Source organism: Paenibacillus sp. J22TS3, from assembly GCF_018403205.1.
GTDB classification, from domain to species: domain Bacteria; phylum Bacillota; class Bacilli; order Paenibacillales; family Paenibacillaceae; genus Fontibacillus; species Fontibacillus tuaregi.
Window position 1 is genome coordinate 23,205 of the sequence record NZ_BOSF01000012.1, and the last position, 25,401, is coordinate 48,605.

Here is a 25,401-nt window from a genome sequence, read left to right on the forward strand (position 1 = left end):
TTTGTTGGAGATGAAGGAAGCGCCAAGTCCGCTTTAACTTCTACCTCTAAACGGATGAAGGGGAATCACCTTGGAACAGGAGAAGACGGGAGGCCTTCGGCATCTTGGAGACGACCAGCTGATACGACTCCAGGAGCATGGAGGCGATGATCTCATCGGGGACTTGTCCGTTCAGGACAACGGTGTTCCAATGGCGCTTGTTCATATGGTACCCGGGCAGTACGGTTCCAGGGTAGCTCTCCCGCTGAACCCAGGCTTCATCAGGGTCAACCTTGAGGTTAACCGACTCCACGCCCTCATGGGTGCCTAGCAGGGCGAACATTTTGCTGCCAACATACAATACCGGAAGCTCCGGGTCAAAAGGATAGCGCAGGCTTGTACCGGGATAACCAAGTCCGAGCTCAATCAGCTGCTGATGATTCATAGGGATGACGCTCCTTTTCGAAAATAGAGGCTTTGACTGAAGCCCAATCTTATTTCAGTGTACTATAGGAGCGTCACCATGCAAAGGAGACGGGATTTTTCCTTGGCTGAAGAGCCTGGTGCTCAGTTAGTGAACAAGCATTTTAGGACAGCATCCGCCCAAGGTGTCCGCTTATGCGGCGTACGTTCATCGGTTTTGGAACAGGGTGACGATAAAAAAATAAAGCGGCAGCCTGAACCCATTACGAGGTTCAGGCTGCCGCATGCGTTGACAGCCTTCATGCAACGCCACACCGCGCGCTGGGAGCTTCACGGTGTGAAAGCGGAGCAGCTAAACGTCCTTGTCTTTGCCAAGCAGGACGGTAAGTCCAAGCAGAGTGACAACGATGGTCGCGCCCATGTCGGACATGACCGCGATCCAGAGCGTCAGCAGGCCCGGAATCGTCAGCAGCAGGGCAATCAGCTTCAGCCCCAGGCTGATCGCGATGTTCCAGCGGATGATCCGGTTCGAGAGACGGGCAATCCGGATCGCGGCCGGAAGCTTGCCGAGGTGATCCTGCATCAGCACGATGTCGGCGGTCTCCACAGCACTGTCGGTTCCCTTGCCCATGGCAATGCCCAGCTGGGCTGTGGCCAGGGCCGGGGCATCGTTGATGCCGTCGCCGACCATGGCGATGCTTCCCTTGGCGGCAAGCTCCTTGATCTTGTCGACCTTCTGCTCCGGCAGCAGGCCGGCATACCAGTCGCTGACCCCGGTCATCTTCGCCACGGCACGGGCTGTGCCTTCGTGGTCACCCGTCAGCATCACGGTATGCTCAATTCCGGCTTGGTGCAGTCTGGTGATAACATCCCGGCTCTCCGGCCGGATCTGGTCGGCCAGCCCGGCAATTCCAAGCACATGCTGAGCGTCTGCTGCCAGAACGATGGTCAACCCCGCTTCCTTCATCCGCTTCAGATCGGATTGCACGAGCTGCTTGCTGTCTTCGGATAGGGAGACATGCTCTAACAGCTGCTCGTTTCCAACCCAGTAACGGACCCCGCCAATATCTCCTTGAATCCCTTGGCCAGGAATGGTCAGCAGGCCGCTAACCTGCTCAAATTCCACAGTCCCCGATTCTTCTGCCTTTCGGACCACAGCCTGAGCCAACGGGTGAAGGGAGGATTGCTCCATGGCTCCGGCAATGGCATAGAATTTCTCATGATCGTAGACAGCTTCTTCGATAACCGCCGGGCGTCCCTCGGTCAGAGTGCCCGTCTTATCGAAAGCGATCATGTTGATCTTGCCAAGCTGCTCCAGGTGAATGCCGCCTTTGACCAGCACGCCAATACGGGCACTGCGGGTCATTCCGCTGACCAGCGCAATTGGCGAGGAGAGAACCAGGGCACAAGGACAGCCGACAATCAGAATGGCGAGTCCTTCATATACCCACTTCATCCAAGGCGCACCGAGCAGAAGAGGCGGAATCAGAACCACGAGTGCGGCAATAATCATGATAGCCGGCGTATAATAACGCGCAAATTTATCAATAAACAGCTCGGTTGGTGTCTTGGTATCCTGCGCTTCCTGAACGAGATGCATAATCTTCGAAAGCGAGGAATCCTGGTAAGCCTTCTCGATCTTGACCTTGAGAAGTCCTTCGGTGTTGACACTTCCGCCAAATACCGTGTCACCGGCACTCTTTGAGACGGGAATGGATTCACCGGTGATCGCAGCTTCATTCACCGCGCTGTCGCCTTCGGTAATCGTTCCGTCTGAAGGGATCTTCTCCCCGGCACGGACGATGACGATGTCTCCTACGTTCAGGCTTTCGATCGGAATAGTCTTAGTGCTGCCGTCGCCAAGGAGTATGACCGCCTGTTTAGGCGCGGCACTCAGAAGAGCTTCCATGGATTTGCGGGCACGGCTCATGCCGTAGCCTTCGAGCAGCTCGTTCAGTCCGAATAGAATGGCTACCAGAGTGGCTTCCTTCCATTCCCCGATAATCACCGCACCTACCAATGCGACAGTCATCAGGGTATCCATGTTGAATTTCAATCTGAGCAGGTTCTTAAGTCCCCGCCAGAATGTGGAGTATCCGCTCAGTATAATGGCTCCCGCGTATAAAACAATGAGTCCGGAGGAAGGAAGCACGTTACCAAGCACAAACGTAGCGATGTACAGAATGGCTGCGCTGCTGAGCAGCCATTTGATAAGCTGTCCGCCATGCCCTCCATGACTATGGTCGTGGCCGTGATCATGTCCATGAATGTCAGTATGGGTGTGGCCGTGGCCATCATGACTGTGGCTACCTGCATGATCGTGGCCGTGGGCATGGCTGTGACCTTGCTCAGGATGCTCATGTCCAGCTTGCCCAGGGCTTTGCGGCCCTTCAGCCCGGCCAGAGGCCATCTGCTCGGACAGGCCTCCTGTGCGGGTGGCCGATGAGCCTGGCGCGCCGGTGTGGACAATCGAGGCGCCATCGCTTTTTAAAATTTTGGCAACACGAGTCAGGTCAATGCTGGGATTTACTATCAGTCTGCTGCTGTTGTAATGCAGTTCGGCGTCCTCGCCGTGCTCCAGCTTGCGGATCTCGTCCTGAAGCTCGCGGGCACAATTCGCACAGGACAGGCCTTGTACGGTAAATTCGGCTTTGGCTTTAGCAGATGAACTATTCATGGTCACTCTTCTCCCTCTGGTGTTCGAGTGTCATTGTGATCAGAGTCTGGATGTGATGGTCTTTCAAGGAATAGTAAACATTCTTGCCTTCCTTGCGGGACTTGGTAATATGGGCAGCCTTCAACTGGCGCAAATGATGGGAGGCTGTGGCAACCGAACAGTCAAGCAGGGCTGCGATATCGCACACACAGAGCTCCTTGCCCTGATCCAGCAGAAAAGCAATCTTCACACGGTTCGGGTCTGACAGGGACTTGAAGATTTGGGCCATGCCCACAATCTCTTCCTCCTGCAGCAGCCCCCGCAGCTTTGAGGTGATTTCTTCATGTTCACACGTAACTTCACATACTTCCAAGCGATTGTCATCGGTCTGAGTTTTCATGAAATTCGCTTCCTTTCAGAATCATTCAAAAGTTCGTTTGATTGTTTGGGATCAGTATACCTCACTCTACACATATATTCAAACCGTTATTTGAATGTCATAAACATTTTTATGGATTATTTTGGACAAATGGTGAATTTGGCAGGCAGAAGAGCCTGCTGGGGGTGACTGCTGAGTAGGCTTGGGCCGTGGAATGTGGCGTGGTTGGCAGCCGTAATGCAGCGCCACACCGCGCGCTGGGAGCCTCGAGCGGTGCGGAACAAAACGGGGGTCAGAAGAAGGGACTGAGAGGTTCTGGCACGATTGTTTTTTGGACCCTGGGCAGGAGCCCAAAACTATTATAGGCATCTGCATAGAATGAGGTATCAAAACATTAGGAGGTACGTTCGTTGAATAGTTATCAGTTCCCGGCTGGAATGCCCTACGCGCCTTATGGACACCACAAGCCCTGTCCTGTTGTAGTTAGCCCTGTTGACTCCTGCGTGGTTGAAGCCTTAATGTCCCTGATCGGAAAAATAGTTATTTTAGAAACGACCCGTGGCAGGCTCGATGGTTGCGTCCTTGATGTCAAACAAGATCATGTGGTGCTTGAAGAAAGACACAAGAAATTCTTTGTCCGCATTGCCGAAATTGTATGGATAATGCCGGATTAATTAATGAATCAGGGGGCTGTGTAAGCAGCCCTCTTTTGGCTATGTTAAGTGTCCTAAGATCACAAATCTGGCTCCCCTCAAAAGCCAATCTCTGATGGGCCAGGTGGCAATTTCGCTGTACCAAAGCATTTTTCAATGTGGGACCAGGTCTTGAAATCCCGAATCAGTGATCCCGGCGGAATCCTAAAAATGCAGGTCTGGCATTATTGCTAAACTTGCCTAGTTGATCAATAATTCCTGGAATGTGCCGTTTATAACCACCGATTTGGGCTTAACCGAGACATAGGGATGATCCTTGATGTTGAAACGCCAAGGCTTGGCGGCATACTCCTCCGCGTAATCGATGTTAATGCGGGGAGACTCCACGATCTCGAAGTTCTGTGTGTGGGTTCCGGCCTCCAGCCAAAGTGGCTCGCCGGGTGTCCGCAGGCTGAGCCCGTTCAGACTCCGGTCGATGCGTAAAGCACGACAGAGCTTGCCAGGGCCGTTGCTCAGGTCTGCTGCCTTGTGCGAGTTGATCTGTCTGTATTTCCGCATCAGCAATTGATCCAGCTCGGTCAGCGGCTCTACCGCACGGATCAGCACGGCCTGAGGGTCACCCTGATGACCAGTCACCACGTTTAGACAGCTGTACATTCCGTAGATCAGATAGACGTAAGCACAGCCTCCGGCTTCGAACATGATGGACGTTCTAGCGGTGCTGCGCCCACCAAACGCATGACTTCCCTTGTCTTCGACACCGCCGTAGGCTTCCGTCTCGATGATCCGGCAGCGGATCTCCCCATCCTCCGTTTTGCGGACAAGCGTATGCCCGAGCAGACGAGGAGCCGCTTCGAGGGCGGTAAGCTGGTAGAGGGAGTCGGGAAGCAGCGGGTGAAACCCGGCTGTCTCTGAGCTGTTTGGTTGGCTTGGCACGGATGGTGTCTTATCAGATACTGGTGCTGTCTTATCAGATGGCTGTTCAAATGACGGATCAGGTGACTTGCCTGTCCACCCGGTTTTATCTGTATGGTTGGTGCTCATGCCGTGGAATGCCTCCTTACGGTCCGGTCATTTTTGTGTATTATCCCTATGTTATATAACCAGCTTCCAAGAGGCAATATCTGTATCTTGCTTATTTATTCATCCACCAACGCTTCAAATCCCCCCACCAGGAACGGCCCTTAGACTCTTTCCCTTCATTCGGTTCAGGTGCAGGCGCTCCCTTACCTCCATGTACGCTGCAGTACTCTGTTGGTTCAGTCCCTTTGATAAACATTTCAAGCCGCTGGTTCTCCGCACATTCATTCGTCGCCAGCTTGCCTGACTGCGGGTCAACATAGACGCTCACTACCCCGTCGGGAATGGGAAAAATCTTCGGCGGCACGTTCTCCAGCGCCTTTTCCGTGAACTGTGCGAAGATTGGCGCGGCTTTGCGCGATTCTGCCGTTGCAAGCGCTTTGCCTTTGTCGTAGCCGACCCAGACTGCCGTCGACAGCTCGGGAGTGAAGCCGACGAGCCAGGCGTCGGTGTGGGTGGTGCCGGTCTTGCCAGCGACCGGGCGCTTCATCACCGCCGATACGCGGTTGCCCGTACCGCCCGTCTCGAACACACTCTCCATGAGATGGGTCATGACATAGGCGGCGGCGGGCTCCACGATTTGTTCCTGGACTGGCGGCTTATACTCGTAGAGAACGTCGCCGGTGCTGTCGATGATTTTGGTGATAGCGGTCGGCTGGACGCTCCTGCCCTGGTTGCTGATGACCGCGAATGCGGATGCCATCTCAAAAGGGCTCACCGGCGAGGTTCCGAGCGCGAGCGAGGGCACCGGCTCCATCGGGCTGTCGATCCCCATGCGGCGGGCCATGTCGATGACGGGTTTGGCCCCTACGGTCAACAGGGTATTGACCGCATAAATGTTGTCGGACGCAGCGATAGCCTGGCGCATGTCAATCTCGCCGAGATATTTTTCCCCGAAATTGCGCGGGCTGTAGGTCTTGCGGTTCCCGTCGTAGTGGAACATCGTCGGCTGGCTGTTGAACATGCTGGCTTCGGTCATTTTGCGGGAAGAGAGGGCAGTCAGGTACATAATCGGCTTGAAGGAAGAGCCGGGCTGACGCGTCTTGGCCAGAACGTGATTATACTGATTCTTCGCATAATTTGCTCCTCCCACAAAAGCCTTGATGTATCCGCTCCGCGGGTCCATTGAGATCAGAGCCGCCTGCAGGTCGGGGCTTCCGCTCGTCTCACTCTTCACGGCGTCTTCAGCCGCCTTTTGTGCCTGCATGTCCAAGGTGGAGTAGATCGTCAGCCCGCCGTGCTCCAGCAGGCTCTCGCTAATCCCCAGCTGATTCACCACGATGCTGCGTACATAATCGCGGAAATAGGGAGCCTCATCTCCGGTAGTCCGCTGGGAAGGGGGCTTGAAATCGAGCAGCTGGGCATAAGCGCTGTCGGCCTCTCTCTGGGAAATCGCCCCGGTCTCAACCATCGTCTTCAGCACAATTCGCTGCCGGTCCTTGGCATTCTTCATGGAGTTGTACGGCGAGTAGTACGTCGGGCCCTTCGGAATTCCCGCGAGCATCGCGCTTTCGCCCAAGGTTAAAGCCCTTGCCGGTTTACCGAAATACATCTGGGACGCGGCTTCAACGCCGTAAGCTCCCCGTCCGTAATAGACCTCATTGAGGTACATTTGCAGGATCTCGTCCTTGCTGTATTTCATTTCGAGCTGGGCGGTGTACATCGCCTCCTTGGCTTTACGGGTCCAGGTGCGCTCATGGGATAAGTACAGGTTCCGCGCAAGCTGCTGGGTCAGCGTGCTGGCTCCCTGCACGGTATCCAGATGCTCAATGTTTACCAGCACGGCACGGGCCATACCTTTGATATCAAAGCCGAGGTGATGGTAAAAGTTGCGGTCCTCTACGGCCAGCGTGGCTTGAATAAGATAGGGGGAAATCTGATCCAGCTTCACGCCAATCCGGTTCCGGGCGCCGGAGGAGAAGGCGGCAATAGTCTTCCCGCTGGCATCGACCAGGCGGGAGTTCCGATCCGAATCAGCCGTTGGCAGTGGTGTATTAGCGAGATAGATGAGCGTGCCTATAATCGTACAGATGCCTAGTAGGGCGGTGATCAGGAATATTTTGAAGATAAGCCTCCAGCCCCGGCGGGACGGGCGGCCGCTCCGTGTGAGCTGCTCCATGATGTGGTGCCTCCTTCATTCTTGGTGCGGTTGAGTATGTCTATTGTGGCTAATGGCTGGTGACGGGATAAGCACGGCAATCTGGTATGGCCATGTGAGTCAGGATTCAAAATCAGCAGGTACTCGGATTAGAAATTATGGCTATTTTCCAGTATGGGAAAGTTTAGGTGAGTTATTCATTTGGGTGGTTTATGTATAGATAGTGGGAGGTTTTTTTTCGCGGATATAGAAATTAGGAATTAGGGAGATTTAGGATTAACGCTAGACGATGTTGAGGAGCTGAAAATATGAGTGAACGGCTGACGAAAGCCAAAATGAGGATCATAAGGTATGCCAAGTGGGTACTGGATTATTGGTATTTGCTGCTCATCCCCTATATTGCGACGGGGTATGGTTTATATTACTGGATGAATAACTACATCGAAGTTATCGTGTGGATATCGGGACCAGATGCCAGCGGGGGCTGGAAGTATTTCATGTTATCTTTTCTGTTCATGCCTGTGTTTTTTTTGGCGTTGGGATATTGGATGTCGCTTCCATTGGCCTTTCTCATTATGTTTGTGGCTTGGAACATTGCCGGAAGAAGGTCAGGAAGCCTGACCATGAGAGATTATTTGGAGAAGTTATCACGATAAAGTAACAGTGAGTTGAATAGGAGGTGCTTGGCACGAATCGGGCGGAGTATTTGAGTAAGGAACAGTTGAAGAGGTACACCGAGGTTGGGGAAGAATACGTGGGGATGAGTAGTAGGGCTTTTCAGGACGAGCTTAGATCCGTAATTAAGGAGATGGCTCGGGAGCATTTGAGCAAAGATTAAGGGTTAGGACCCATTTAGATCTTTAGATTGGGGAATTGCACTGGATAGCTAGATAGGACCACAAGGCTGGAGGCAGATTCTCGGAGGAGGATTGTCTCTTTTTTTAATTGATTTAGGCTTGCTTGACCCAGCGGTCGTGGGGGAGAAGAGAATAATTTGTGCAAATATGGGGGTTAGGAGAGGCATATGAGGGTTGCTAATGATAGGATTATACAATTAGAGCTGTCACACCCCAACTTCCGAATGTATAATAATGGAATGAGACTAGATGATAATTGCCGATGTTAAGAATGAGCTACCACAATAAGGGGCCAAGGAAAAGAATTTTCAGATTCAAGCCCAAAAGGAGAGGTTATGAACGGTTTTGGTGAAATGGGCTTTTTTGATTTCATGAGTGAGGTGCCTTTATTCTTCAAGTTATTTTTAGGGACTGTATTTATATTAGTGGTTGGTGGATTCTTGACGGTCATCATTAAGGGAATAAGCACCTGGACTTCAAACAATCAGGCAGAGCTGCTGACAAGGCAGTGTAAAATTGTAGATAAGAGGACTAAGGTGTGGGGAGGGTCTGGTGATTCAAGCACTAACACCAGTTACTTTATAACGTTCGAATTCGAGGATCACACCCGGAAAGAACTGCAGGTTAAATCAAGCGACTATGGAATCCTGGTGGTTGGCGACACGGGGGAATTGACTTTTCAGGGGAGCAGATTTAAAGGATTTACGAGAGTGGGTGCTGGGGGAGATTGGTGATCGGAGCAACTCACTATATCCACATTATGGAATCCGTTGTAGAATGATGTAGAATTGTATCGATCCTAAAGCATAGGGAGGTATAGGGAAGATCTATGAGAAAAGTTGTTATGATTGTCATTTCGCTTGCCTTATTAGTAGGAACTTCGTCTGCTGCTTACGCTCATTCTGGAAGAACGGATAAAAATGGCGGGCATAAATGCTCTACAAAATCCAAGCAAAAAGGACTGTGCACAGGCTATCACTACCATAAGAAAAAATGACGATGGGTTGGATAGACGCATACCGCCTAGGAATTATGAACATACTATATGGCCCATCTGAAATATTTTCAGGCGGGCTTTTTTCATCAGGCATTGACGCAATTTAATTTTCATTAATGGAGATGTTTCTAATGCTGAAATTAGAACGAGCAATAAAAGATGATGCACAAAGGCTTGCTGAGATACAAAAGGCCAGCTTTGATGAAGAATCAAAACATTTCAATAATAACGAAATAGGTGGCCCATCAGGTTATGATTCGTCAAGCTGGCAAGAGGAGATGATGCAAAATTGTGAGTATTTTAAGGTGCTCCTTGATGGGGAAATAATAGGGGGAGTTTTGATATTAATAGAAAGTAGTGAAGCACATAATCTTGGTCGGATTTTTATTGATCCGAACTTTCAGAATCAAGGAATTGGGATGAGAGTAATTGAAGAAATTGAAGGAATCTATTCAGGTTGTAAAAAATGGTGGCTTGACACACCTAGCTGGAGTGTGAAAAATCACCATTTCTATACAAAGTGCGGATATTCTAAGGTTGGTGAGGAAGGAGGGCTGTATATTTTTGAGAAGACGATTTAGACATGCGGGAATCGTCTTCCCCCGAAGATATCAAATGAAAGGTGAGGAAATCTATGAAACATATTAGAGTTATCTTCTCTTTAATATCAATCTTTCTAGGTATCATTATTATTACCGTTTCAAAAATAGTAGAAGAGTTTGCAGTTCAACTTGGGCGGGCTGCATTCCAAGCAGCGGCTGCCGGATCATATAGTCCACAGGACTATGAGATGAACTTATCACTCAATTACTGGTTAGGTTCATTATGTATAATTGGCGGTTTTATTTTCCTATTCGGAGATTTGATAAGCAAATATATGCGTGATGTTCGAAATGCTACTCAAGAATTTAACAACGAACACAATGGAGTTAATCCTAATAAGTAGTGAGTAAAAAAATCAAATTTCATGAACGCCGGGGCCATATGTCCTCAGGCTCATGAGCCCAAGAATGGGAAACTTAACCGCCTAAAGAGGAGGGGGAAAATGTGCACTCACCGAAGTCTTGACCATAAAGATTTAGAAACCATATGTTCTTTTCCGCAAACGGAAGAGGAGTTAAGTTATGTAAGCCCTAAATTTGTTTATCCATTAACTCCAGACCAAATATTAAATTTATTAGAGGGTCGGTTCGAGCCCACGGTTATTCTAAATAATCGGACGAATGAAGTCGTCGCTTATGCAAATATATATGGCTATGATGCGGAGGAAGGCTGCGGTTGGCTTGGTAATGTAATCGTGTCGCCTAAGTATAGGGGGCAAGGGGCAGCACGTTATTTACTAGATGTAATGCTTGATAAAGCTAAAAACAATTTAGGATGCAAAACGATGCAGTTAGCCTGCCATAACACGAATTCAAGAGGGTTAGCATTCTACACTAAGTATGGGTTCAAGCCTTTTGATATCGAAATACCGGGAGTTGAAGCAAAGCAATTAATAGCCATACACATGCGTAGAGAACTTATTTGAATAGCGAAAGCGGCTAAGCAAATTGACTAGATACACAGATATGACAGGTTACTTGCATTTTAGAGGGCGAGAACTCTAATAAGCACGAGGTTGCAAGAGGAGACATGGTTATTTGTGGGGAAAGAGAAAAAGGATGAGCTAATCAAAGAGTTTTATGATCAGTACGGGATTGAATGATTGGGTTGGCGGTTGAACGGACAGCCAGATTCGATTGGTACATCGGAGGAGAGGAGTCTTATTTAGTAAACGAGGGGAAGTTAGATGGCCTGCTATTTTTACGTGAGACTATAGGAATGGATGGTGGGCATCTTAAAAATATTATTGAGAACAACGAATACTACTTAATATTTCAGGATTTAAAAGCTTTTCCTAAGGGAGAAGCAGTAGCAGAGGTGAGGACGTATAAGGAATATTTAGATAGCGCTTGTCAGCTTGTGCTTTTAGTTATTGATAGCTCATATATTGAAGTCTATTGCAAAGATAGAGAAGCACTTGAAAGTCTGTATCTGAATGCAAGGATAAGAGGGTATAGCAATCTGGATTACATAACTGATGATAACGACATGAGGACTCGTTTAACGGTGTGGTAAACAACAGGTAATGGAAGTAGCCTGCCGGATAGTACAAAGATTTTTTAGTGAAGCTGAAATAGTTACTACAAATAGTACATAGGAAAAGGTGGAATATGAATAAATCAGCAGTCATTCTGAGGATTGCGATACTTATTATTCTTACAGCATTGAGCATTATAGTAGGTATAGAGGTTTTTAATAGATTCGATGGGGGTTTTTTTAGTCATCAAGCCGTACCCATAGGGTACTCGTTATTATTTATCCTTTTATTGATCGGTGTGGGAATTACGCTGGGATACATAATAGAAGGTAAATCTGTTATTACCACCCTTATATTGTTGTGGCCTGTGGTGCAAATTATTATTATGGTTCTATTTCTTATACTGGGAATATTTTTGAATGTATTAATGTTCGTAGCTTTATACCCTTTAATAGTATGGCCAGTGAATTTAATTGGCGAAAGTATATCTTTAGGATTCCAAATTAATCGTATCCTTCTCCGAAAAGATCGGGATGAATTGTCTAAAGTGTTGTTAGGCGTACTGATCAACGTAAGCATCATCATCTATGTCATTTATGAAATATCCAAAGACTTCCTTGCGAATCTCTATATGTAACTGCAAAAGTTTAGCTTCTGTACCTATCTAAAACTATATTCGAAGAGTTTCAAACGGCCTTAAAGGCAGTTGAGGCGAATCAAATTCAGGAGGCCACTTGTATGAGCAGAACTCAAAGGCCGCTTTTTTCTAAAAATATAACGATACAGGAATTTGAAATGCACTATTGGTATAAGGAAGAATTAGTGGGCATATGCAGAGAACTTGGACTTCCATCCTTTGGGACAAAAGCGGAGCTGGAGATAAGGATAAAGAACTTGTTGGCTGGTGAAGCAAGCCCCGACAGACGGTTAGTTAACACGGGCGTCAGAAAGAAAACGGAACTTAGGGAACTGTCGCTGGACACGAGGTTGATTCCGGATGGTTTTAAATTCAATCAGACGGCAAGAGAGTTTTTTGCAAAGTACTACAACAAAAAGAAGTTCTCTTTCACTAAAGAAATGGCAGCTGCCCTTAGAGAGGCTGAACGTTTGGGCGACATGGAAATGACAGTGGCTGATTTGATTAAAATTTATGAAGGAGAGAAGCCTCTTGCCAGCTTAGAAGAGAGAACCTATCAGTGGAACAATTTCGTTAAGGATTTTAATAAGGATGCCCGGACTAAAAAGATAATAGACCGCATGAAAGTTGCCGCACAATTATGGGGCAAGGTGCGTGACAATCCAGGTCATAAACGGTATTCCCCTGATTTATTAGAAGAGTACTTGAAGGATAAGCGGGAATGAGCCCGCTTGCCTGAAATTAGGGAGAACAACACACATCAACCTCCACGAATATACATAATAAAATACGAATACCTCCCTCCATGTTAATTAAAAAGGAGTGATTCACAGTGACTACGCATGAGCAAATTTATCAGAATCAAACCCATACTTATGAGCTAATGATCAGTAAGCAGCCCGAGCTATCAGAGCTAATAAGGGGGATTCGGGATTACAAGGATCTGGATATCCTTGATTTAGGGGCCGGTTCAGGCAGATTATCCAGTGTTCTTGCTAAGGATGCAAAATCATTGATATGCACAGATATTTCATCTTCTATGCTGGAACTATTAGAAATTAATCTGGTAGAACAAGGAGTTGTCCGTAATTGGACAAAAGTAGTAGCTGATCATAGGGTAATCCCCGTTGCGGATAACTCCATTGATGTAGTGGTTTCGGGGTGGAGTATCTGTTACTTAGCAAATACGGATAACCTGGATTGGGAAGAGAATTTAAAGCTTATTATTTCAGAACTTTATCGTGTTTTGAGGTCAAAGGGAACGATAATTATTTTTGAAACTATGGGTACGGGTACGGAAACCCCGAATCCTCCAGCGTTCTTGGCGAACTACTACAAAGCTCTTGAGGAGGACTATGGTTTTCAGCATAAGTGGATACGCATGGATTATAAGTTTAGTGATGTTGAGGAGGCGAAAAACTGCACGGAGTTCTTTTTTGGAGAAGAGCTGGCAAAGAAGATTGCAGAGAATCAGTGGTCAACTGTTCCGGAATGTGCGGGAGTTTGGTGGAAACATGTGTAGGAAATTTAATGATGTACCTGAGCCTTAATGGTAACGTACCCCTGGAATTCGGGCTGAGTACCCTATTAAACTAACGCTATGATAATAAACCTTAAAGGATGTGTCACCATGCCCCGGCTGCTTGGAAATCGAATTATTTTGAGAGAATATCAGAAGGAAGATTTAGATTCAATGAGACAGTGGTGCAACGACCCGGAAATCGTTGATAACTTATCAGATGTTTTCTTGTACCCACATACCGTAAATGGAACAGAACAATATTTGAATTCATTACTTGAGGGAACAACAGAGCAGAAAGGATTTGTAATTGCTCTAAAAGATACTGAAGAATATATAGGTCAAATTGATTTATTCAGATTAGATTGGAAGAATAGATCGGCCGAGCTTGGGATCGTGATTGGAATTAAGAAATATCTCGGCAAGGGATACGGTACAGAAGCAATAAAAGTACTGCAAGAGTTTGTATTTAACAGATTAAATTTAAATCGATTGCAGTTGCAAGTTCACGATTTCAATGAAAGAGCGTATAGATGCTACGTAAAGTGCGGGTTTAAGGAAGAGGGAAGATTAAGAGAGAGGAATTTTATTCATGGACGTTATTCAGATACGATTTACATGAGTATTCTAAAAAGAGAGTACGAAGAAATAACCTCCTCCCGTGATAACCTATTTAAGAAGACGCATCAGGACAATGACTACACCTGAAAGTATGATTAAGATACCGAGTACCCAACGATGGAACGATGAATAGGGGTCATTGGTGGGGACTTTTTTTATGATCTTAATTACACCGATAGCCATGATAAGAATGCCAACAATTATTGAGCTCACTTTGATCATCTCCTTTACTTAAGTAACGCAGGAAATAACAAATAGTTCGTGTGCAAGCAGGAGTATGAGGCTGTTTTCATAAACTAGCTGTTTATATTTGGTGGCCAAGAAATTTATGGAGCTTAACTGGCTAATTGGAATAATTACTTCCAACTTCTACGCCCATTCAAGCGTTCTCATAAGAGACATACCAATGATCCCTGGTTCATTATTTAGAAAAGGTTGTGTTCCATATAATAGAAGACAACCAACAATTAGGAGGAAATTTAGTGGGATACATCATGGATCTAAGAGAACAGGTTGGTTCGAGGCCCTTGATTATGCCGGGTTCATGCGTGCTAGTCTTCAACAAAGAGGGTCAATTATTGCTCCAAAAGCGGACAGACAGCCTGGACTGGGGAACTATTGGAGGTTCCATGGAACCGGGGGAATCATTTGAGGATACCGCCAGAAGGGAACTATTTGAAGAGGCTGGATTAACAGTGAATGCGGTTACTTTTATTAGTATCTTTTCAGGGCAAGACATGTACTACAAGTACCCTAATGGAGACGAGGTTTATAATGTTATAGCAATGTTCGAGGTGCGTGATGTGGAAGATGAGCCTAGGATCAATGATCATGAAAGCCTCGAGCTCGGGTACTTCTCTCTGGATGAGCCGATCCCGGATTTGAACCCATTTTCAGAGCTCTACTTAAGAAAAGCAGGGTACATAAAGCTTTGGTAGCTGTTATACCCTTGGACCTGCCATATCACCTCAGGGAGGAGCGAGAAACCTACTATATGGGCAATAACTTTTACAAAATATTAGGTTCCATATTTATGGCGGTAAGTGCAATTTTGTACACGTTTGAGCGAATTACGGCAAGTATATCCTGGTCACTAATTGCTGCAGCTCATGCGTCCCATGGAAGCATCTTTAATGTTCCCCTGAAGTACCCTGGTCTTTTCGACAACTTCTTCGTATGGTTCCTATTCTTAATTGGATTTGTAATTCTGGCCTACGGGTTCCCTAGAAAGGGCTAGGGGTTATTAAGATGACAAGCTCATTTAAAACAAAACTTGCCACAGCATTCCTAACTCCGATTATGTTTTCGCTTATGGCAGGTTTATATTTTGCGAATGAAACGTATGATTTCAGCTTTTATTTTATGGTGGTACTGATCTATAGCTGCTTACCCATTCTTCTTATAGGGCTGTCCTTTTCTGTCGCAATGGGAGCATTGTATAACCGTCTCAATATCAGAAGCAAGGCGCTGCAACTAATTACTGTAATCCTTGCTTATGCTGCCGCCGGATTCCTTGGAACGTGTATATATTGTGCTGCTGTAACGTTACCTGGTGGTGTGGATTGGAATTGGGAGGACGTAAGGTCTCTTTCGGCATTTGGAATCACGGCATCTCTATTATTGGCAACGATTGAATACATGCTTAGTCTGTTATCTATATTAAAAAGAAAGCGAGGCAATTAGCATGACCCTAAAGGATGATTTGCTGGTGGAATTTGAGGAATGGTCGGGCTTTGTGGACCGGATTGCCCCTCAAGATTGGAATGTGTCCCTGGGAGAGGGGAAATGGACCATTCATGATGTGGTGTGTCACATCTACCTGTGGGATAAATATTTTCTGGAGGAAGCAATCAAGCCCATCTCTGAGGGCCAGCCTCTGACCTTACGTCACTTGGATTACAACGAGTTCAACCGTAAGGCAGTGGAGGCAGGCCGCAAGCTCACCAAGCCAGAGCTTATTGAGCTGACCAGACAGTTCAGATCATCTATTGTGACTGAAATTAGGGATCAGGAGCCCTCCAAATTCACAGAGGAATATGTGGATGCGGATGGGAACAAGTTCAGCGTGGAGAGCTATTTAAAAGATTTCATTTGGCATGACAGGCATCATATGAAGCAGATTGAGGATCGTATTAGTAAAAGCAGCTTGGATCAGCATTAAATCATATATACTCACAGCAAAAAGACCGGGCCTAATCTATGATGGCTGGCCAGGTCTTTTCACAAGGTGAGAATGGCACTGTGCTTAAGAGTGAAGCCAGGAGGAGAACAAATGGGGGATTTGTCGTCGCTCGAAGAACTTATTTTGCGTCTTGAGAAAGAGGTCATGAGCTATGATTATGACTTAATGGACCAGCTGTTAGCCGAGGATTTCCGGGAGTTCGGAAGCTCTGGGAGCATATATAATAAGCGGGATCAGCTCGATGGCGCACTTAGTAAGATTGGGAATGAGCCAATAATTTACACAGTTACAGATTTCAGAATCAAAGAGCTGGTGCAGGACGTTGTGCTGGCAACATACCGTACTTTTAGACACCGTGATAAGGCTTATGCCCTGCGCAGCTCGATTTGGAAAAGGAATCAGGAACAGTGGCAGATGGTTTTCCATCAGGGTACTCCTGTTAAGGAATAAGTCAGCCATGTGGAGACTTGTTGCTTTTACCAGGTCGATAAAGCTCCAGTTACCCCCAAACCAGAAAGGCTGGTTCAAATGAATGAGTCTATAGGAGTACTTGAAATGATGCCGTTGATTATGCTTGGGCTGTATTTGGTTCTGATCGTGGCTGGAATTTATGCGATTTTTTTATTTATTGCGCTTGCCAAGCGGGGGGTACGGGCCCTTGATATTTATCTTAACGAAAAGACAAATCGAAAATAGGGCTTATAGTCTTACCACAGAAATGGTATAGACAGGACGGGATTGACCATACATACCTTGCTTGAATATGCTGAAGATTTTTAGAATAAGCCCTAGTCCTTACATCATAATCAGATAGATAAGGAGAAGGATCATGGAAATACAGGGTGAAAAGTTATTGTTAATTCCGGTCTCGGACGCACATTTGGATTTTGTATGTCAGCTTGAATGTGATGCGAACCTGTGGAGTTTTGAGGAATCGATAAAGACTGATATTGATGAGGTACGAGAAGAATATTTGGAGCGGATGGGCGAGGACTGCAGCTATGATTTTGTTATAACTTTAGCCTCGGACAGCACCCGGACACCGATCGGCATAGCCCAGCTATGGAGTTATGTGGAACACCGGAACAGTTGGGAACTAGGTTTTGCGGTACTTCCCGGGTATTCGGGGCGCGGGTATGGGAAGGAAGCAGCAGGGCTGCTGTTAAAGTTTGCATTCGAGGAGTTGAATGCCCACAAGGTAGTGGGCATGTGCAACTGTAATAACACCCCTTCAGCTGTTCTGATGGAGCGCATTGGCATGAGAAGGGAGGCTGTGTTCAAGGATGAGTATTTATGGCACGGGGATTGGACCGACCAGTATTTTTACTCCATCCTGGACAAGGAGTTTGTTGAACGGTAGAGGGCTTGATCCGCCAACTCCTCGGAAATCTCGGTTCAGCTTTCTGCGCTGCTGGACAGGATTGGCGAGGAGCGGCTCCAGACCTCATACCGGCCAGGCGATTCATCAGGTGGTTCACCACATGGCCAACAACGACATGGGCGCTTATATTTCGATTGAAGCGGGCATTGACTGAGGAGGAGCCTTTGGCCGCTTCTTATCGTGAGGACTTATGGGCTCAGCCGGATGACACGAAGCTGGTCCCTGTTCATACCTCGGTTGTTCTGCTGCACGCCATTCATGAGCGGCTGTATGCTTTGCTTACCAATCTAAGCGTACAAGACTTCAGTCGAAAGTTCCGCACGCAGGTCTTGGGTCAGATCACGGTAGATACAGCGCTCCAGCGATGGATATGGCATAATCGGCACCATATGGCACAGATCAGTTCCATTTTAAAATAATGTCTAATTCACATCACCAAAATAATCACGAGTTTAGATGCCCCAGCCTAAGATAGAAGTTATCTATGGAAGGGGCTATTTTACTTCTAAGGGAGGATTATAGTAGGCCAGGAAAGAAGATAGTGGATACAGAAGTTCGGGGATCTGCTCGTGGCTCAGGAGCCGGACCGTAAGGATCAGGTTGCCGGGATGAGCTGCCTTACGCCAAGCTGATTTTTGAGTATACGAGCAGGGCCTCGCTGGATCAAACGGTTAACTGGTGGATTGGTATCCTGCATGATTTCCTTGTTTATGACCACGGATTTATTCCGGAGTTGGCTGCTGAAGTGCTTTAGCATTTTGGATATGTCTATCCCGCTCAAGAGGCCAAGGATGACGGAATATCTTCAGCATATCCGGCAGCTGCCTGCCCATGCGGTTGAGGTTTATTGAAAGGAGCGACCCCATGGTTCATATTAGAAGTGTGGAACTTGAAGATGCTAAGGCGTTCTGGGCACTCCGGCTGGAGGCTTTGAAATCGAATCCAGAAGCGTTCGGAGCCTCCTATGAGGATGCCGTACAGCTGCCCGAGTCTGAAATTCAACAGAGGATAACGGGCAGTCTTATCGTAGGAGCATTCAATGACCAGAATCAGCTGGTAGGGATGGTTGGTTTCAAAAGAGAGCAGGGCATGAAGCTCCGGCACAAAGGAATGATCTGGGGTGTATATGTGTCGCCGGACTACCGGGGCCAGGGACTTGCCACGGCGCTATTCAAGGAGCTGTTTGATAGAATCAGCGGGCTGGAAGGTTTACAGCAAGTTAATCTTGCCGTCGTTACTACGAATGCTGCGGCTATCAGGCTGTACAGAAATTTTGGATTTGTTACGTATGGGATCGAGAAGAATGCTCTAATGTATGAGGGACAAGGATATGACGAGGAGCTCATGACTTATTTCTTTTAAAATACTGAAGTAGAAAATCACCTGCATTCATTACGCTGTATGTGACCTATCTACCTAACATGAGGGGTGAGATGCAAATGCTTCACATTCGATCTTCACTGGAGTTGATTCAGGAGATTGAACAATCCGAGATCCGTTATATGTCAGACCGGATGTCCGCTATACAAGGCAGACCTGGTAACCCCGAAGGCATCGAGATTCAACAATTCGGCCAGGCCGTCTGCTACTACAGCCGAAGCATGCCTTGGGGCAGCTTTAATACGGTAAAAGGAATAACGGGGGCGGAGGTGGAGTTGATCGATTCCATCCTGGAGTTCTACCAGGCAAGGGAACGCAACATCCAGTTGGAGATTGTCCCGGGCTTGGCGGATCAAGAGATTCTAAAGCGTCTGTATGATCATGGATTATACCCTGCGGGATATCACACCTCTTTATATATGAACCCGGCAGATTTGACGGGGCTGCACGAGAACCCGCGTATCCGGGTGGAGGAACTGACAGAAGATCAATTTGATCTTTACGCAGCCATTCACTGCCGCAGCTTTGGGCTGCCGGAGGAAGGCATTCCGCCTGTGGCAGCCAACAATATAGTGCTGTATCCCCGGCCGGGCTGGAAATTTTATTTGGCTTATATGGACGAGATTCCCGCCGCAGCGGGAGTTATGTATATAAAGGGGGACGTGGCCTCCCTTACTTTGGCCGCAACCTTGCCGGAGTTCCGAAATCAGGGGCTGCAGGGCAGCCTGCTGAGAGCTAGGATTAGAGAAGCTGCACGTAGCGGCTGCAGACTTGTGGTGGGCCAATGCGCCTTCTTGTCCCAAAGCCACCGGAATATGGAGCAGTCAGGCATGAAGGTAGGATACATCAGAACCACATGGATCAAAAGATAACAAGGAGGTATTTTAAAAATGGCTTTGAATTCTATCATCCCTGTTCTCCGGATATTCGACGAGGAGAAGGCTCTGCAATTCTATACAGATTTTCTGGGCTTCACCTTGGATTGGAAATATGCGTATGAACCTGGGTTCCCGCAGTATATGCAGATTTCTAAGGATGGTATTGAACTGCATCTGAGTGAGCATCATGGGGACAGCTGTCCTGGCGCCGCGTTAAGGATTGAGGTAGATGATATCAAGACATTTCAACAACACCTTGTCGAAAAGGAATACAAATATGCAAAGCCCGACTTGGAATCCACTCCATGGCAGGCCTTAGAGTGTCGTGTAACGGACCCGTTTGGGAACCGTCTAATATTTTATGAGGATCAGTACAAAGAGGAGAATGGGGCCGAATCGTATGAATGAGAATAAAGCAACTGTGTCCAATGATCTCCCGGCAGGCTTGGCCAAGCCTGCCGTCAGGGCGCTCACCAATGCGGGACTGCTGAACCTTGAGCAGGTTTCCAGAATGAGCGAGAATGATATTAAGCAACTGCACGGAATCGGGCCTAATGCTATGAAGCTGATCCGTGCCGCTCTAAAGGAGAAGGGGCTTACCTTCTCCGGGGACAAGTGAGGCCTGTATAAGCTGGGACAAGAAGGCTATATAAGTTGAACTTAAGAATTATCATTAGGCAAAAGTGTGAAGTAACAGGATTCCCCATTAGTTCAGTCTATACATCATAATAGATAGGCATCATATGTGATGAGGAGTCATCGCTAATAACCCTTAGGATGTATGCCGGTACTGCTCAAAGCCAATTTTAGGGGTGAGAAGAATGAAGGTTAAGCGGATTGTTGCCAATATTTCAGCGAATGGGGAGGCGCTTGCTGCTGCCCAGAGCTTTTACGGGAATGTGCTCGGACTGGACGTGCTTATGGATCATGGCTGGATCACCACCTATGGTTCAGAGCGGGAGATGAGCATTCAGGTGAACATTGCCACGCAGGGCGGATCGGATACACCCACGCCGGATCTGTCCATTGAGGTAGACAATGTGGATACCGCATACGAGCGTATGCAAAGAGCCGGGTTCAAGATCGAGTATGGCCCTGCCAATGAGCCTTGGGGTGTGCGGAGATTCTATGTCCGCGACCCGTTCGGCAAGCTTGTTAATATTGTGGCGCATCAGCCGGGGTCATAGAGGGTATCTATCAAGGTCTATAGGAACGCTTGAGTTATAACAAGATTACCCCCCTTTTTTCATTAGGAGAATCCCCGGACCTTTAACGGTAATTAATGAAAGAGAGCAAAATGATTCCGATTCAACGGCAGTGGCCGCCTTTGTTTTAGGGTTTCTACCTAAATAGTTTAATCCAGAAACCCTAGAACAACAGCGATCGTAGGCACATTTTACGTACTGCACGTATTGAACTTTTATTCTGTATTTCTCAGCGCATTCGTATCGGTAGTTCATCTATACAGCAAAATTAACAAAACCTCAAGGAGAACGATCTATGAAGCCAATCCGAAATTCGGCGAGAGCCGTTATTGTGGAGCAGGAACGGGTTCTTCTAACCAAGAATCAGGACCATATGGGAGTCTATTATCTGTTTCCTGGCGGGGGTCAGGAGAAGGGAGAAGACCTGCGAGCAGCGGTGATCCGGGAGTGCCTTGAAGAAATTGGGTGCCGTGTTGAAGCCGGGGATCTGATTGCAGTCCGGGAGTATATCGGCCGGAACCATGAGTTCGCAAAATGGGATTCTGACCTGCATCAAGTGGAGTTTTATTTCGGATGCGGCATCGTAGGCGGGGATCAGCCTGCGAATGGGGCAATCCCCGACGACACGCAAATTGGCGTGGAATGGATAGATCTTGACCAATTGGGCGATATCCGGGTTTATCCACGCTCGCTGGCAGATCAGCTGAAGAACCGTCGGACTGAGCCGCGGTATTTGGGGGATACGAACTGAGAACACGGTCTGTTGATTCTGTTCAATCGGGTATACATTTATATGGGGCCACGGTCCGGGCTGGAGTTCTCAAGACTCCAGCGGTGAAGGAGCCTTATCAAGCAGCGGAGGTAGACAAAATGAACAAAATCGCGGTTATATCCGATATACACGGGAATGTACCGGCCCTTAAGGCCGTTTTGGAAGATATACGTCAGCGCGGGGTCAGCGCTATTTACTGTTTGGGAGACTTGATTGGCAAGGGGCCCAGCGGGCATGAGACCGTGGATCTGGTGCGTGAGAATTGTGAACGGGTGGTTCAAGGGAACTGGGATGATTTTATTGGAAAAGAAACCTCGGAACCCGTCCTCAACTGGCATCAGGAGCAGCTCGGCCGGGAACGCCTTGAATATCTGGGCTCACTGCCTTTCTCCATCGAATTTGTGATGAGCGGGCGGTATATCCGGCTGTTCCACGCCTCCCCGAGAAGTCTGTATGAGCGCATTCAGCCTTGGGACAGCTACGAGAGCCGCCTATCGCTGTTCTCGGGGTCAGAATTGTGCAAGGACCCGCGGGATGCCGATGTGGTCGGGTATGGCGATATCCATAATGTCTATCTGCAGCACCTGGAGGGAAGAATGCTGTTCAATACAGGAAGCGTGGGCAACCCTCTTGATATGACTCAAGCTTCGTACGCTATATTAGAGGGGGAATATGGAAGCCGGGAGACCGCCCCGTTCAGCGTTCAGTTGGTTCGCGTCCCTTATGATATCGAGCAGGCCATTCAGGAGGCGGCGGATGTGCAGATGCCGCTGCTGAAGGAGTATGCCCAGGAGCTGAGAACCGCAAGGTATCGGGGACTTTCCAAGTAGAAAACATAGGTGGAAGCATAGCTTTAGATTAAGCGTAGAACGGGTGTTGTTCTGCGCTTTTTTGCTGTTGTTTTGTGGTGGAGGTTCAGAAACAGAACAGTTTATTTGACCTTTGACGACGGACCGGGCAAGTTGATATGGGGGTTAGGCTGCAGATCAGAAATCAGGAGCCCAGTGGTTCCCGACGCTGCTGCCCTAGGATGACAGTTATTTACTGGAAGTCCAAAATGGATTAACCTTGTTGTATAAGCATTTCGGCCATAATGTTGATTTTGCACCAGAGCTAAACGTTGAGACCCTTGTTTTTCAATTAAGAGCGTGAGGGGGAACCTGAATGTCATATCTATTCAAGCCGATGGATGAAGCTGCGGCGGAGCAGATGGCTAAGTGGGTGTATCCGCCGCCCTACGATTTCTATAATTCTGAGTACAGTGAAGAGACGATCGACGAGTTAATGAACGGCGAGTACTGGCATGTTCTCAGTCCAGACGGTCAGACTGCCGGATTCTTCTGCAGCGGGGAGTCCGCAAGGCTGTCTAGCGGATATAAGGCTGGTATATACGAGGATGACACATGTGTTGATATTGGACTTGGACTTAAGCCTTCCCTTACGGGGGCTGGACTTGGGGTTGAATTTGTGGCTGAAGGGTTGGAGTTCATACGGAAGCAAGTCAATCCGAACGGGGTGAGGTTCAGATTAGCCGTGGCGGAGTTTAATCATAGAGCCATCAAGGTATACGAACGCTGCGGGTTTGAGTCGAAACGGACCGTTATCAGTATGGTGAATGGCCAGGAGGTCCCGTTTATTTACATGGAGAGACGCTAGAGAGTCAGCTTGTGCAGGGTAGGCAACCAACCACCCAGCCAGCAAGTCAGACATCAATATGGGAGGGAAATGAATGAGTGAGCGGGTTATAGGGCAGACGGCTTCAAACGGTTTCCAAGTGGGGGTTAGACGCACGTTTGTGCTTCCGGTTCAGGAGGCTTGGGCGTTGATTGCTTCACCGGAGGGGATGGAGATTTGGCTTGGGGGAATTGATCAGGAACTTGATCTTCACCCCGGCTCTAAGTATCGTACCGATGAGGGAATAACCGGTGAAGTTCGTGTAGTGAACGAGCTTGTTAACCTGCGCATGACTTGGAAAAAAGAAGCCTGGAGCCATCCCTCCATCTTACAGATTCGGACGATCTCAAAGGGGGAGAACACGACCATCAGCTTTCATCAAGAGAAGCTTCCCGGCATGGAAGCACGGGAAGAAATGAAGCACCGCTGGGAAGATGTGCTGGTCAGACTTGGGGCGGTTATCCATGGCCGATGAAATGCTGGATATTTATGATGCAGAGATGAACCATCTTGGAACGGCGAGCCGTGCACAAGCCCATAAGGAAGGGCTGTGGCACCAGACATTCCACTGCTGGGTATTGAACAGGGCAGCCGAAGATGGTCCTGCTCTGCTGCTTCAGTTAAGACATAAGAACAAGGATACCTATCCGGACATGCTTGACATCTCTTGTGCGGGGCATCTTATGGCAGGCGAGACCGCCCGGGAAGGGGTTCGTGAGCTTGAGGAAGAACTGGGCTTGAAGGTTTCTTTTCAAGAGCTGGTGTACTGCGGGTCTGCGGCCGAAGAGAGCCTGATCTCGGATAAGCTGATCGACCGGGAGTTCAGCCATGTCTATATCTTGGAATGTGACAAGCCCCTTGATCAATACCGTTGTCAGCTCAGTGAAGTATCAGCTCTGTTCCTCGCTCAGGTCAACGAGTTGGAGGAGCTTCTGGAGGGGCGCCGGGACACCATTCGTTCGGAAGGTCGGATCGTGGACATGGATACATCATCTCTGCCCAGCGTCGTCCGGACTATCTGTAGGGAAGACCTTGCTCCCCATTCCCTGGAGTACTACCGGATGTTATTTCAAACCCTGCATCGGCTCATTTAAGGGGGAGGTGGCTGGCGGCATGTGAGCAAGCTGTTTTGGGGCTCCTGTAGGTGGAGATTGGGCCATCCAGTCTGGGCTGGGTGGCCCCTTATGAGGCTAACTGCCAGCCCGATTCTTTTAAAAGAAAATTAAAAGTCAGGGTCTCGTTCCTGATCATGAAAAGGTGGTAACATGGGAATTTCCAAGCTAACCGATCCAGATGAAATCGCTGCTCTGGATGTGAACGTCAAATTCTATAATAATGGGCGTGTGGTGGTGGACACGGAGATTACACCGGCCTACTGCTTGGCCTGCCGGAACCAGATTGGAGGGATGTATCATTACACGGGTTCAAGACACGGGAGGGTGGGCTTGATCATATGTGATGTGTGCCGTGCTGAAATCTGGTGTACGGATGATGAAGGGTATAGGCATCAGATCTATATGGGCATAGGCGATTATTTTAACCGGTTCAAACACGCAAAAGAGGAGTTTGATGTCAGCAACCGGAAGCTGACCGTCGACTTCTCCAAGCTGTATCTGTTGAGCGAGCCGGTGTTCGCCTCTTTGGCGGACAAGGGATTTGATCTCTCGGGCCTTGATGCATATACCCAGCTTAGCTCTATCGTTGATTACATCCAGGATCAGTATAATCAGGTGATCCCGGACTTGCAGCTGTTTGTGGACGCCAAGTTTAAGCGGGTCCCTCCGGTTGTGCTTGAATGGTATCAGCTTCTTTACACGTTGGAGATCGGAGAGATCATGTTAATCGAGTGACGGCAAACCGAGGTATGGAGCATCCCATCATGGATATAAGAGAATAGCTGAGCGGGCAAAAGCGCTTGTTCAAATAGAGAACTGTACAATGCATGCAAGA

At 48.0% G+C, this 25,401-nt stretch carries 37 protein-coding genes; 32 read left to right on the plus strand and 5 right to left on the minus strand.

What is annotated here, in order from left to right:
- Positions 1-46: 46 nt before the first annotated feature.
- The 3 genes from KJS63_RS24645 to KJS63_RS24655 all read right to left on the minus strand — a co-directional run bounded on the left by KJS63_RS24645 (position 47) and on the right by KJS63_RS24655 (position 3,458).
- Complete coding sequence (locus tag KJS63_RS24645) at positions 47-424, minus strand: MmcQ/YjbR family DNA-binding protein (protein ID WP_213621501.1); 378 nt, start codon at positions 422-424, stop codon at positions 47-49.
- A gap of 330 nt (positions 425-754) precedes the next feature.
- Positions 755-3,079 (minus strand): heavy metal translocating P-type ATPase, encoded by a 2,325-nt coding sequence (locus tag KJS63_RS24650; protein ID WP_213621502.1) that lies wholly within the window; start codon positions 3,077-3,079, stop codon positions 755-757.
- Positions 3,072-3,458, minus strand: coding sequence for an ArsR/SmtB family transcription factor (locus tag KJS63_RS24655; RefSeq protein ID WP_213621503.1), 387 nt, complete (start codon positions 3,456-3,458; stop codon positions 3,072-3,074). The genes KJS63_RS24650 and KJS63_RS24655 overlap by 8 nt, the downstream gene beginning before the upstream one ends.
- Before the next feature lie 416 nt (positions 3,459-3,874).
- Between KJS63_RS24655 and KJS63_RS24660 the strand changes: the two genes are divergently transcribed.
- Positions 3,875-4,111, plus strand: coding sequence for a DUF2642 domain-containing protein (locus KJS63_RS24660; protein WP_213621555.1), 237 nt, complete (start codon positions 3,875-3,877; stop codon positions 4,109-4,111).
- A 219-nt stretch (positions 4,112-4,330) separates the two neighbouring features.
- On the opposite strand, the gene KJS63_RS24665 is transcribed toward KJS63_RS24660, so the two are convergent.
- Together KJS63_RS24665 and KJS63_RS24670 are read right to left on the minus strand one after the other, a co-directional pair.
- The gene (locus tag KJS63_RS24665) at positions 4,331-4,981 is read right to left on the minus strand and encodes a DNA-3-methyladenine glycosylase (RefSeq protein ID WP_244862769.1); all 651 of its coding nucleotides are present in this window, start codon (positions 4,979-4,981) and stop codon (positions 4,331-4,333) included.
- A gap of 244 nt (positions 4,982-5,225) precedes the next feature.
- A complete protein-coding gene (locus tag KJS63_RS24670) occupies positions 5,226-7,289 on the minus strand; it encodes a transglycosylase domain-containing protein (RefSeq protein ID WP_213621505.1) in 2,064 nt (687 codons plus the stop codon).
- Positions 7,290-7,576: 287 nt separating this feature from the next.
- Here KJS63_RS24670 and KJS63_RS24675 point away from each other — a divergent pair, with 287 nt between their 5' ends.
- The 31 genes from KJS63_RS24675 (at position 7,577) to KJS63_RS24825 (ending at position 25,301) form a co-directional block, all read left to right on the plus strand.
- The gene (locus tag KJS63_RS24675) at positions 7,577-7,924 is read left to right on the plus strand and encodes a hypothetical protein (protein ID WP_213621506.1); all 348 of its coding nucleotides are present in this window, start codon (positions 7,577-7,579) and stop codon (positions 7,922-7,924) included.
- 536 nt (positions 7,925-8,460) lie between these two features.
- A complete protein-coding gene (locus KJS63_RS24680; protein WP_213621507.1) occupies positions 8,461-8,859 on the plus strand; it encodes a DUF2500 domain-containing protein in 399 nt (132 codons plus the stop codon).
- A gap of 95 nt (positions 8,860-8,954) precedes the next feature.
- On the plus strand, positions 8,955-9,122 hold the full coding sequence (locus KJS63_RS24685) for a YHYH domain-containing protein (RefSeq protein WP_213621508.1): 168 nt from the start codon (positions 8,955-8,957) through the stop codon (positions 9,120-9,122).
- 131 nt (positions 9,123-9,253) lie between these two features.
- On the plus strand, positions 9,254-9,703 hold the full coding sequence (locus tag KJS63_RS24690; RefSeq protein WP_213621509.1) for a GNAT family N-acetyltransferase: 450 nt from the start codon (positions 9,254-9,256) through the stop codon (positions 9,701-9,703).
- Between the two features lie 53 nt (positions 9,704-9,756).
- Complete coding sequence (locus tag KJS63_RS24695) at positions 9,757-10,068, plus strand: hypothetical protein (protein ID WP_213621510.1); 312 nt, start codon at positions 9,757-9,759, stop codon at positions 10,066-10,068.
- A gap of 99 nt (positions 10,069-10,167) precedes the next feature.
- Positions 10,168-10,650, plus strand: coding sequence for a GNAT family N-acetyltransferase (locus KJS63_RS24700; RefSeq protein WP_213621511.1), 483 nt, complete (start codon positions 10,168-10,170; stop codon positions 10,648-10,650).
- Positions 10,651-10,832: 182 nt separating this feature from the next.
- Positions 10,833-11,240: a DUF2691 family protein gene (locus KJS63_RS24705; protein ID WP_213621512.1), complete on the plus strand. Its 408-nt coding sequence runs from the start codon at positions 10,833-10,835 to the stop codon at positions 11,238-11,240.
- Positions 11,241-11,335: 95 nt separating this feature from the next.
- On the plus strand, positions 11,336-11,839 hold the full coding sequence (locus tag KJS63_RS24710; RefSeq protein WP_213621513.1) for a hypothetical protein: 504 nt from the start codon (positions 11,336-11,338) through the stop codon (positions 11,837-11,839).
- Between the two features lie 101 nt (positions 11,840-11,940).
- On the plus strand, positions 11,941-12,564 hold the full coding sequence (locus KJS63_RS24715) for an SAP domain-containing protein (protein WP_213621514.1): 624 nt from the start codon (positions 11,941-11,943) through the stop codon (positions 12,562-12,564).
- A 107-nt stretch (positions 12,565-12,671) separates the two neighbouring features.
- Entirely contained in the window at positions 12,672-13,361 is a 690-nt protein-coding gene (locus tag KJS63_RS24720) for a class I SAM-dependent methyltransferase (protein WP_213621515.1), read from the plus strand.
- Between the two features lie 108 nt (positions 13,362-13,469).
- Positions 13,470-14,066, plus strand: coding sequence for a GNAT family N-acetyltransferase (locus KJS63_RS24725; RefSeq protein ID WP_213621516.1), 597 nt, complete (start codon positions 13,470-13,472; stop codon positions 14,064-14,066).
- A gap of 395 nt (positions 14,067-14,461) precedes the next feature.
- A complete protein-coding gene (locus tag KJS63_RS24735) occupies positions 14,462-14,917 on the plus strand; it encodes an NUDIX hydrolase (RefSeq protein WP_213621518.1) in 456 nt (151 codons plus the stop codon).
- 310 nt (positions 14,918-15,227) lie between these two features.
- Positions 15,228-15,662, plus strand: a complete 435-nt coding sequence (locus KJS63_RS24740; RefSeq protein ID WP_213621519.1) for a hypothetical protein — start codon at positions 15,228-15,230, stop codon at positions 15,660-15,662.
- 1 nt (position 15,663) lies between these two features.
- Complete coding sequence (locus tag KJS63_RS24745) at positions 15,664-16,140, plus strand: DinB family protein (protein WP_213621520.1); 477 nt, start codon at positions 15,664-15,666, stop codon at positions 16,138-16,140.
- A 111-nt stretch (positions 16,141-16,251) separates the two neighbouring features.
- Positions 16,252-16,611 (plus strand): nuclear transport factor 2 family protein, encoded by a 360-nt coding sequence (locus tag KJS63_RS24750; protein WP_213621521.1) that lies wholly within the window; start codon positions 16,252-16,254, stop codon positions 16,609-16,611.
- Between the two features lie 105 nt (positions 16,612-16,716).
- Positions 16,717-16,857, plus strand: a complete 141-nt coding sequence (locus tag KJS63_RS24755) for a hypothetical protein (protein ID WP_213621560.1) — start codon at positions 16,717-16,719, stop codon at positions 16,855-16,857.
- Positions 16,858-16,990: 133 nt separating this feature from the next.
- The gene (locus tag KJS63_RS24760; RefSeq protein ID WP_213621522.1) at positions 16,991-17,521 is read left to right on the plus strand and encodes a GNAT family N-acetyltransferase; all 531 of its coding nucleotides are present in this window, start codon (positions 16,991-16,993) and stop codon (positions 17,519-17,521) included.
- Positions 17,508-17,696 (plus strand): hypothetical protein, encoded by a 189-nt coding sequence (locus KJS63_RS26355; RefSeq protein ID WP_244862764.1) that lies wholly within the window; start codon positions 17,508-17,510, stop codon positions 17,694-17,696. Before KJS63_RS24760 ends, KJS63_RS26355 begins: the two co-directional genes overlap by 14 nt.
- 10 nt (positions 17,697-17,706) lie before the next feature.
- Positions 17,707-17,961: a DinB family protein gene (locus tag KJS63_RS26360; RefSeq protein WP_244862765.1), complete on the plus strand. Its 255-nt coding sequence runs from the start codon at positions 17,707-17,709 to the stop codon at positions 17,959-17,961.
- Positions 17,962-18,155: 194 nt separating this feature from the next.
- Positions 18,156-18,296, plus strand: coding sequence for a hypothetical protein (locus KJS63_RS24770; RefSeq protein WP_213621556.1), 141 nt, complete (start codon positions 18,156-18,158; stop codon positions 18,294-18,296).
- A 110-nt stretch (positions 18,297-18,406) separates the two neighbouring features.
- Positions 18,407-18,904, plus strand: coding sequence for a GNAT family N-acetyltransferase (locus KJS63_RS24775; protein WP_213621523.1), 498 nt, complete (start codon positions 18,407-18,409; stop codon positions 18,902-18,904).
- A 77-nt stretch (positions 18,905-18,981) separates the two neighbouring features.
- Entirely contained in the window at positions 18,982-19,794 is an 813-nt protein-coding gene (locus tag KJS63_RS24780; RefSeq protein WP_213621524.1) for a GNAT family N-acetyltransferase, read from the plus strand.
- 18 nt (positions 19,795-19,812) lie between these two features.
- Positions 19,813-20,208, plus strand: a complete 396-nt coding sequence (locus KJS63_RS24785) for a glyoxalase superfamily protein (protein WP_213621525.1) — start codon at positions 19,813-19,815, stop codon at positions 20,206-20,208.
- Positions 20,201-20,419 (plus strand): helix-hairpin-helix domain-containing protein, encoded by a 219-nt coding sequence (locus KJS63_RS24790; RefSeq protein ID WP_213621526.1) that lies wholly within the window; start codon positions 20,201-20,203, stop codon positions 20,417-20,419. The genes KJS63_RS24785 and KJS63_RS24790 overlap by 8 nt, the downstream gene beginning before the upstream one ends.
- 202 nt (positions 20,420-20,621) lie before the next feature.
- Positions 20,622-20,987, plus strand: a complete 366-nt coding sequence (locus KJS63_RS24795) for a VOC family protein (protein WP_213621527.1) — start codon at positions 20,622-20,624, stop codon at positions 20,985-20,987.
- A gap of 313 nt (positions 20,988-21,300) precedes the next feature.
- On the plus strand, positions 21,301-21,756 hold the full coding sequence (locus KJS63_RS24800; RefSeq protein ID WP_213621528.1) for an NUDIX domain-containing protein: 456 nt from the start codon (positions 21,301-21,303) through the stop codon (positions 21,754-21,756).
- Between the two features lie 119 nt (positions 21,757-21,875).
- Entirely contained in the window at positions 21,876-22,607 is a 732-nt protein-coding gene (locus KJS63_RS24805) for a metallophosphoesterase family protein (RefSeq protein WP_213621529.1), read from the plus strand.
- Positions 22,608-22,941: 334 nt separating this feature from the next.
- Positions 22,942-23,433, plus strand: a complete 492-nt coding sequence (locus tag KJS63_RS24810) for a GNAT family N-acetyltransferase (protein ID WP_213621530.1) — start codon at positions 22,942-22,944, stop codon at positions 23,431-23,433.
- A 73-nt stretch (positions 23,434-23,506) separates the two neighbouring features.
- Complete coding sequence (locus tag KJS63_RS24815; protein WP_213621531.1) at positions 23,507-23,926, plus strand: SRPBCC family protein; 420 nt, start codon at positions 23,507-23,509, stop codon at positions 23,924-23,926.
- Positions 23,916-24,545 (plus strand): NUDIX hydrolase, encoded by a 630-nt coding sequence (locus KJS63_RS24820; RefSeq protein WP_213621532.1) that lies wholly within the window; start codon positions 23,916-23,918, stop codon positions 24,543-24,545. Before KJS63_RS24815 ends, KJS63_RS24820 begins: the two co-directional genes overlap by 11 nt.
- A 171-nt stretch (positions 24,546-24,716) precedes the next feature.
- The gene (locus KJS63_RS24825) at positions 24,717-25,301 is read left to right on the plus strand and encodes a hypothetical protein (protein WP_213621533.1); all 585 of its coding nucleotides are present in this window, start codon (positions 24,717-24,719) and stop codon (positions 25,299-25,301) included.
- The last annotated feature ends 100 nt before the right edge of the window (positions 25,302-25,401 follow it).

Bases quoted from the DNA above. Each gene is read 5' to 3' on its own strand.
- KJS63_RS24790 (WP_213621526.1), top strand. From the start codon at position 20,201: ATGAATGAGAATAAAGCAACTGTGTCCAATGATCTCCCGGCAGGCTTG.
- KJS63_RS24800 (WP_213621528.1), top strand. From the start codon at position 21,301: ATGAAGCCAATCCGAAATTCGGCGAGAGCCGTTATTGTGGAGCAGGAA.
- KJS63_RS24645 (WP_213621501.1), bottom strand. From the start codon at position 424: ATGAATCATCAGCAGCTGATTGAGCTCGGACTTGGTTATCCCGGTACA.
- KJS63_RS24710 (WP_213621513.1), top strand. From the start codon at position 11,336: ATGAATAAATCAGCAGTCATTCTGAGGATTGCGATACTTATTATTCTT.
- KJS63_RS24695 (WP_213621510.1), top strand. From the start codon at position 9,757: ATGAAACATATTAGAGTTATCTTCTCTTTAATATCAATCTTTCTAGGT.
- KJS63_RS24680 (WP_213621507.1), top strand. From the start codon at position 8,461: ATGAACGGTTTTGGTGAAATGGGCTTTTTTGATTTCATGAGTGAGGTG.
- KJS63_RS24655 (WP_213621503.1), bottom strand. From the start codon at position 3,458: ATGAAAACTCAGACCGATGACAATCGCTTGGAAGTATGTGAAGTTACG.
- KJS63_RS24810 (WP_213621530.1), top strand. From the start codon at position 22,942: ATGTCATATCTATTCAAGCCGATGGATGAAGCTGCGGCGGAGCAGATG.
- KJS63_RS24775 (WP_213621523.1), top strand. From the start codon at position 18,407: ATGGTTCATATTAGAAGTGTGGAACTTGAAGATGCTAAGGCGTTCTGG.
- KJS63_RS24700 (WP_213621511.1), top strand. From the start codon at position 10,168: ATGTGCACTCACCGAAGTCTTGACCATAAAGATTTAGAAACCATATGT.
- KJS63_RS24685 (WP_213621508.1), top strand. From the start codon at position 8,955: ATGAGAAAAGTTGTTATGATTGTCATTTCGCTTGCCTTATTAGTAGGA.
- KJS63_RS24740 (WP_213621519.1), top strand. From the start codon at position 15,228: ATGACAAGCTCATTTAAAACAAAACTTGCCACAGCATTCCTAACTCCG.
- KJS63_RS24715 (WP_213621514.1), top strand. From the start codon at position 11,941: ATGAGCAGAACTCAAAGGCCGCTTTTTTCTAAAAATATAACGATACAG.
- KJS63_RS24820 (WP_213621532.1), top strand. From the start codon at position 23,916: ATGGCCGATGAAATGCTGGATATTTATGATGCAGAGATGAACCATCTT.
- KJS63_RS24795 (WP_213621527.1), top strand. From the start codon at position 20,622: ATGAAGGTTAAGCGGATTGTTGCCAATATTTCAGCGAATGGGGAGGCG.
- KJS63_RS24780 (WP_213621524.1), top strand. From the start codon at position 18,982: ATGCTTCACATTCGATCTTCACTGGAGTTGATTCAGGAGATTGAACAA.
- KJS63_RS24815 (WP_213621531.1), top strand. From the start codon at position 23,507: ATGAGTGAGCGGGTTATAGGGCAGACGGCTTCAAACGGTTTCCAAGTG.
- KJS63_RS24760 (WP_213621522.1), top strand. From the start codon at position 16,991: ATGGAAATACAGGGTGAAAAGTTATTGTTAATTCCGGTCTCGGACGCA.
- KJS63_RS24825 (WP_213621533.1), top strand. From the start codon at position 24,717: ATGGGAATTTCCAAGCTAACCGATCCAGATGAAATCGCTGCTCTGGAT.
- KJS63_RS24660 (WP_213621555.1), top strand. From the start codon at position 3,875: ATGCCCTACGCGCCTTATGGACACCACAAGCCCTGTCCTGTTGTAGTT.
- KJS63_RS24675 (WP_213621506.1), top strand. From the start codon at position 7,577: ATGAGTGAACGGCTGACGAAAGCCAAAATGAGGATCATAAGGTATGCC.
- KJS63_RS24670 (WP_213621505.1), bottom strand. From the start codon at position 7,289: ATGGAGCAGCTCACACGGAGCGGCCGCCCGTCCCGCCGGGGCTGGAGG.
- KJS63_RS24750 (WP_213621521.1), top strand. From the start codon at position 16,252: ATGGGGGATTTGTCGTCGCTCGAAGAACTTATTTTGCGTCTTGAGAAA.
- KJS63_RS24650 (WP_213621502.1), bottom strand. From the start codon at position 3,079: ATGAATAGTTCATCTGCTAAAGCCAAAGCCGAATTTACCGTACAAGGC.
- KJS63_RS24690 (WP_213621509.1), top strand. From the start codon at position 9,254: ATGCTGAAATTAGAACGAGCAATAAAAGATGATGCACAAAGGCTTGCT.
- KJS63_RS24805 (WP_213621529.1), top strand. From the start codon at position 21,876: ATGAACAAAATCGCGGTTATATCCGATATACACGGGAATGTACCGGCC.
- KJS63_RS24745 (WP_213621520.1), top strand. From the start codon at position 15,664: ATGACCCTAAAGGATGATTTGCTGGTGGAATTTGAGGAATGGTCGGGC.
- KJS63_RS24755 (WP_213621560.1), top strand. From the start codon at position 16,717: ATGATGCCGTTGATTATGCTTGGGCTGTATTTGGTTCTGATCGTGGCT.
- KJS63_RS24785 (WP_213621525.1), top strand. From the start codon at position 19,813: ATGGCTTTGAATTCTATCATCCCTGTTCTCCGGATATTCGACGAGGAG.
- KJS63_RS24725 (WP_213621516.1), top strand. From the start codon at position 13,470: ATGCCCCGGCTGCTTGGAAATCGAATTATTTTGAGAGAATATCAGAAG.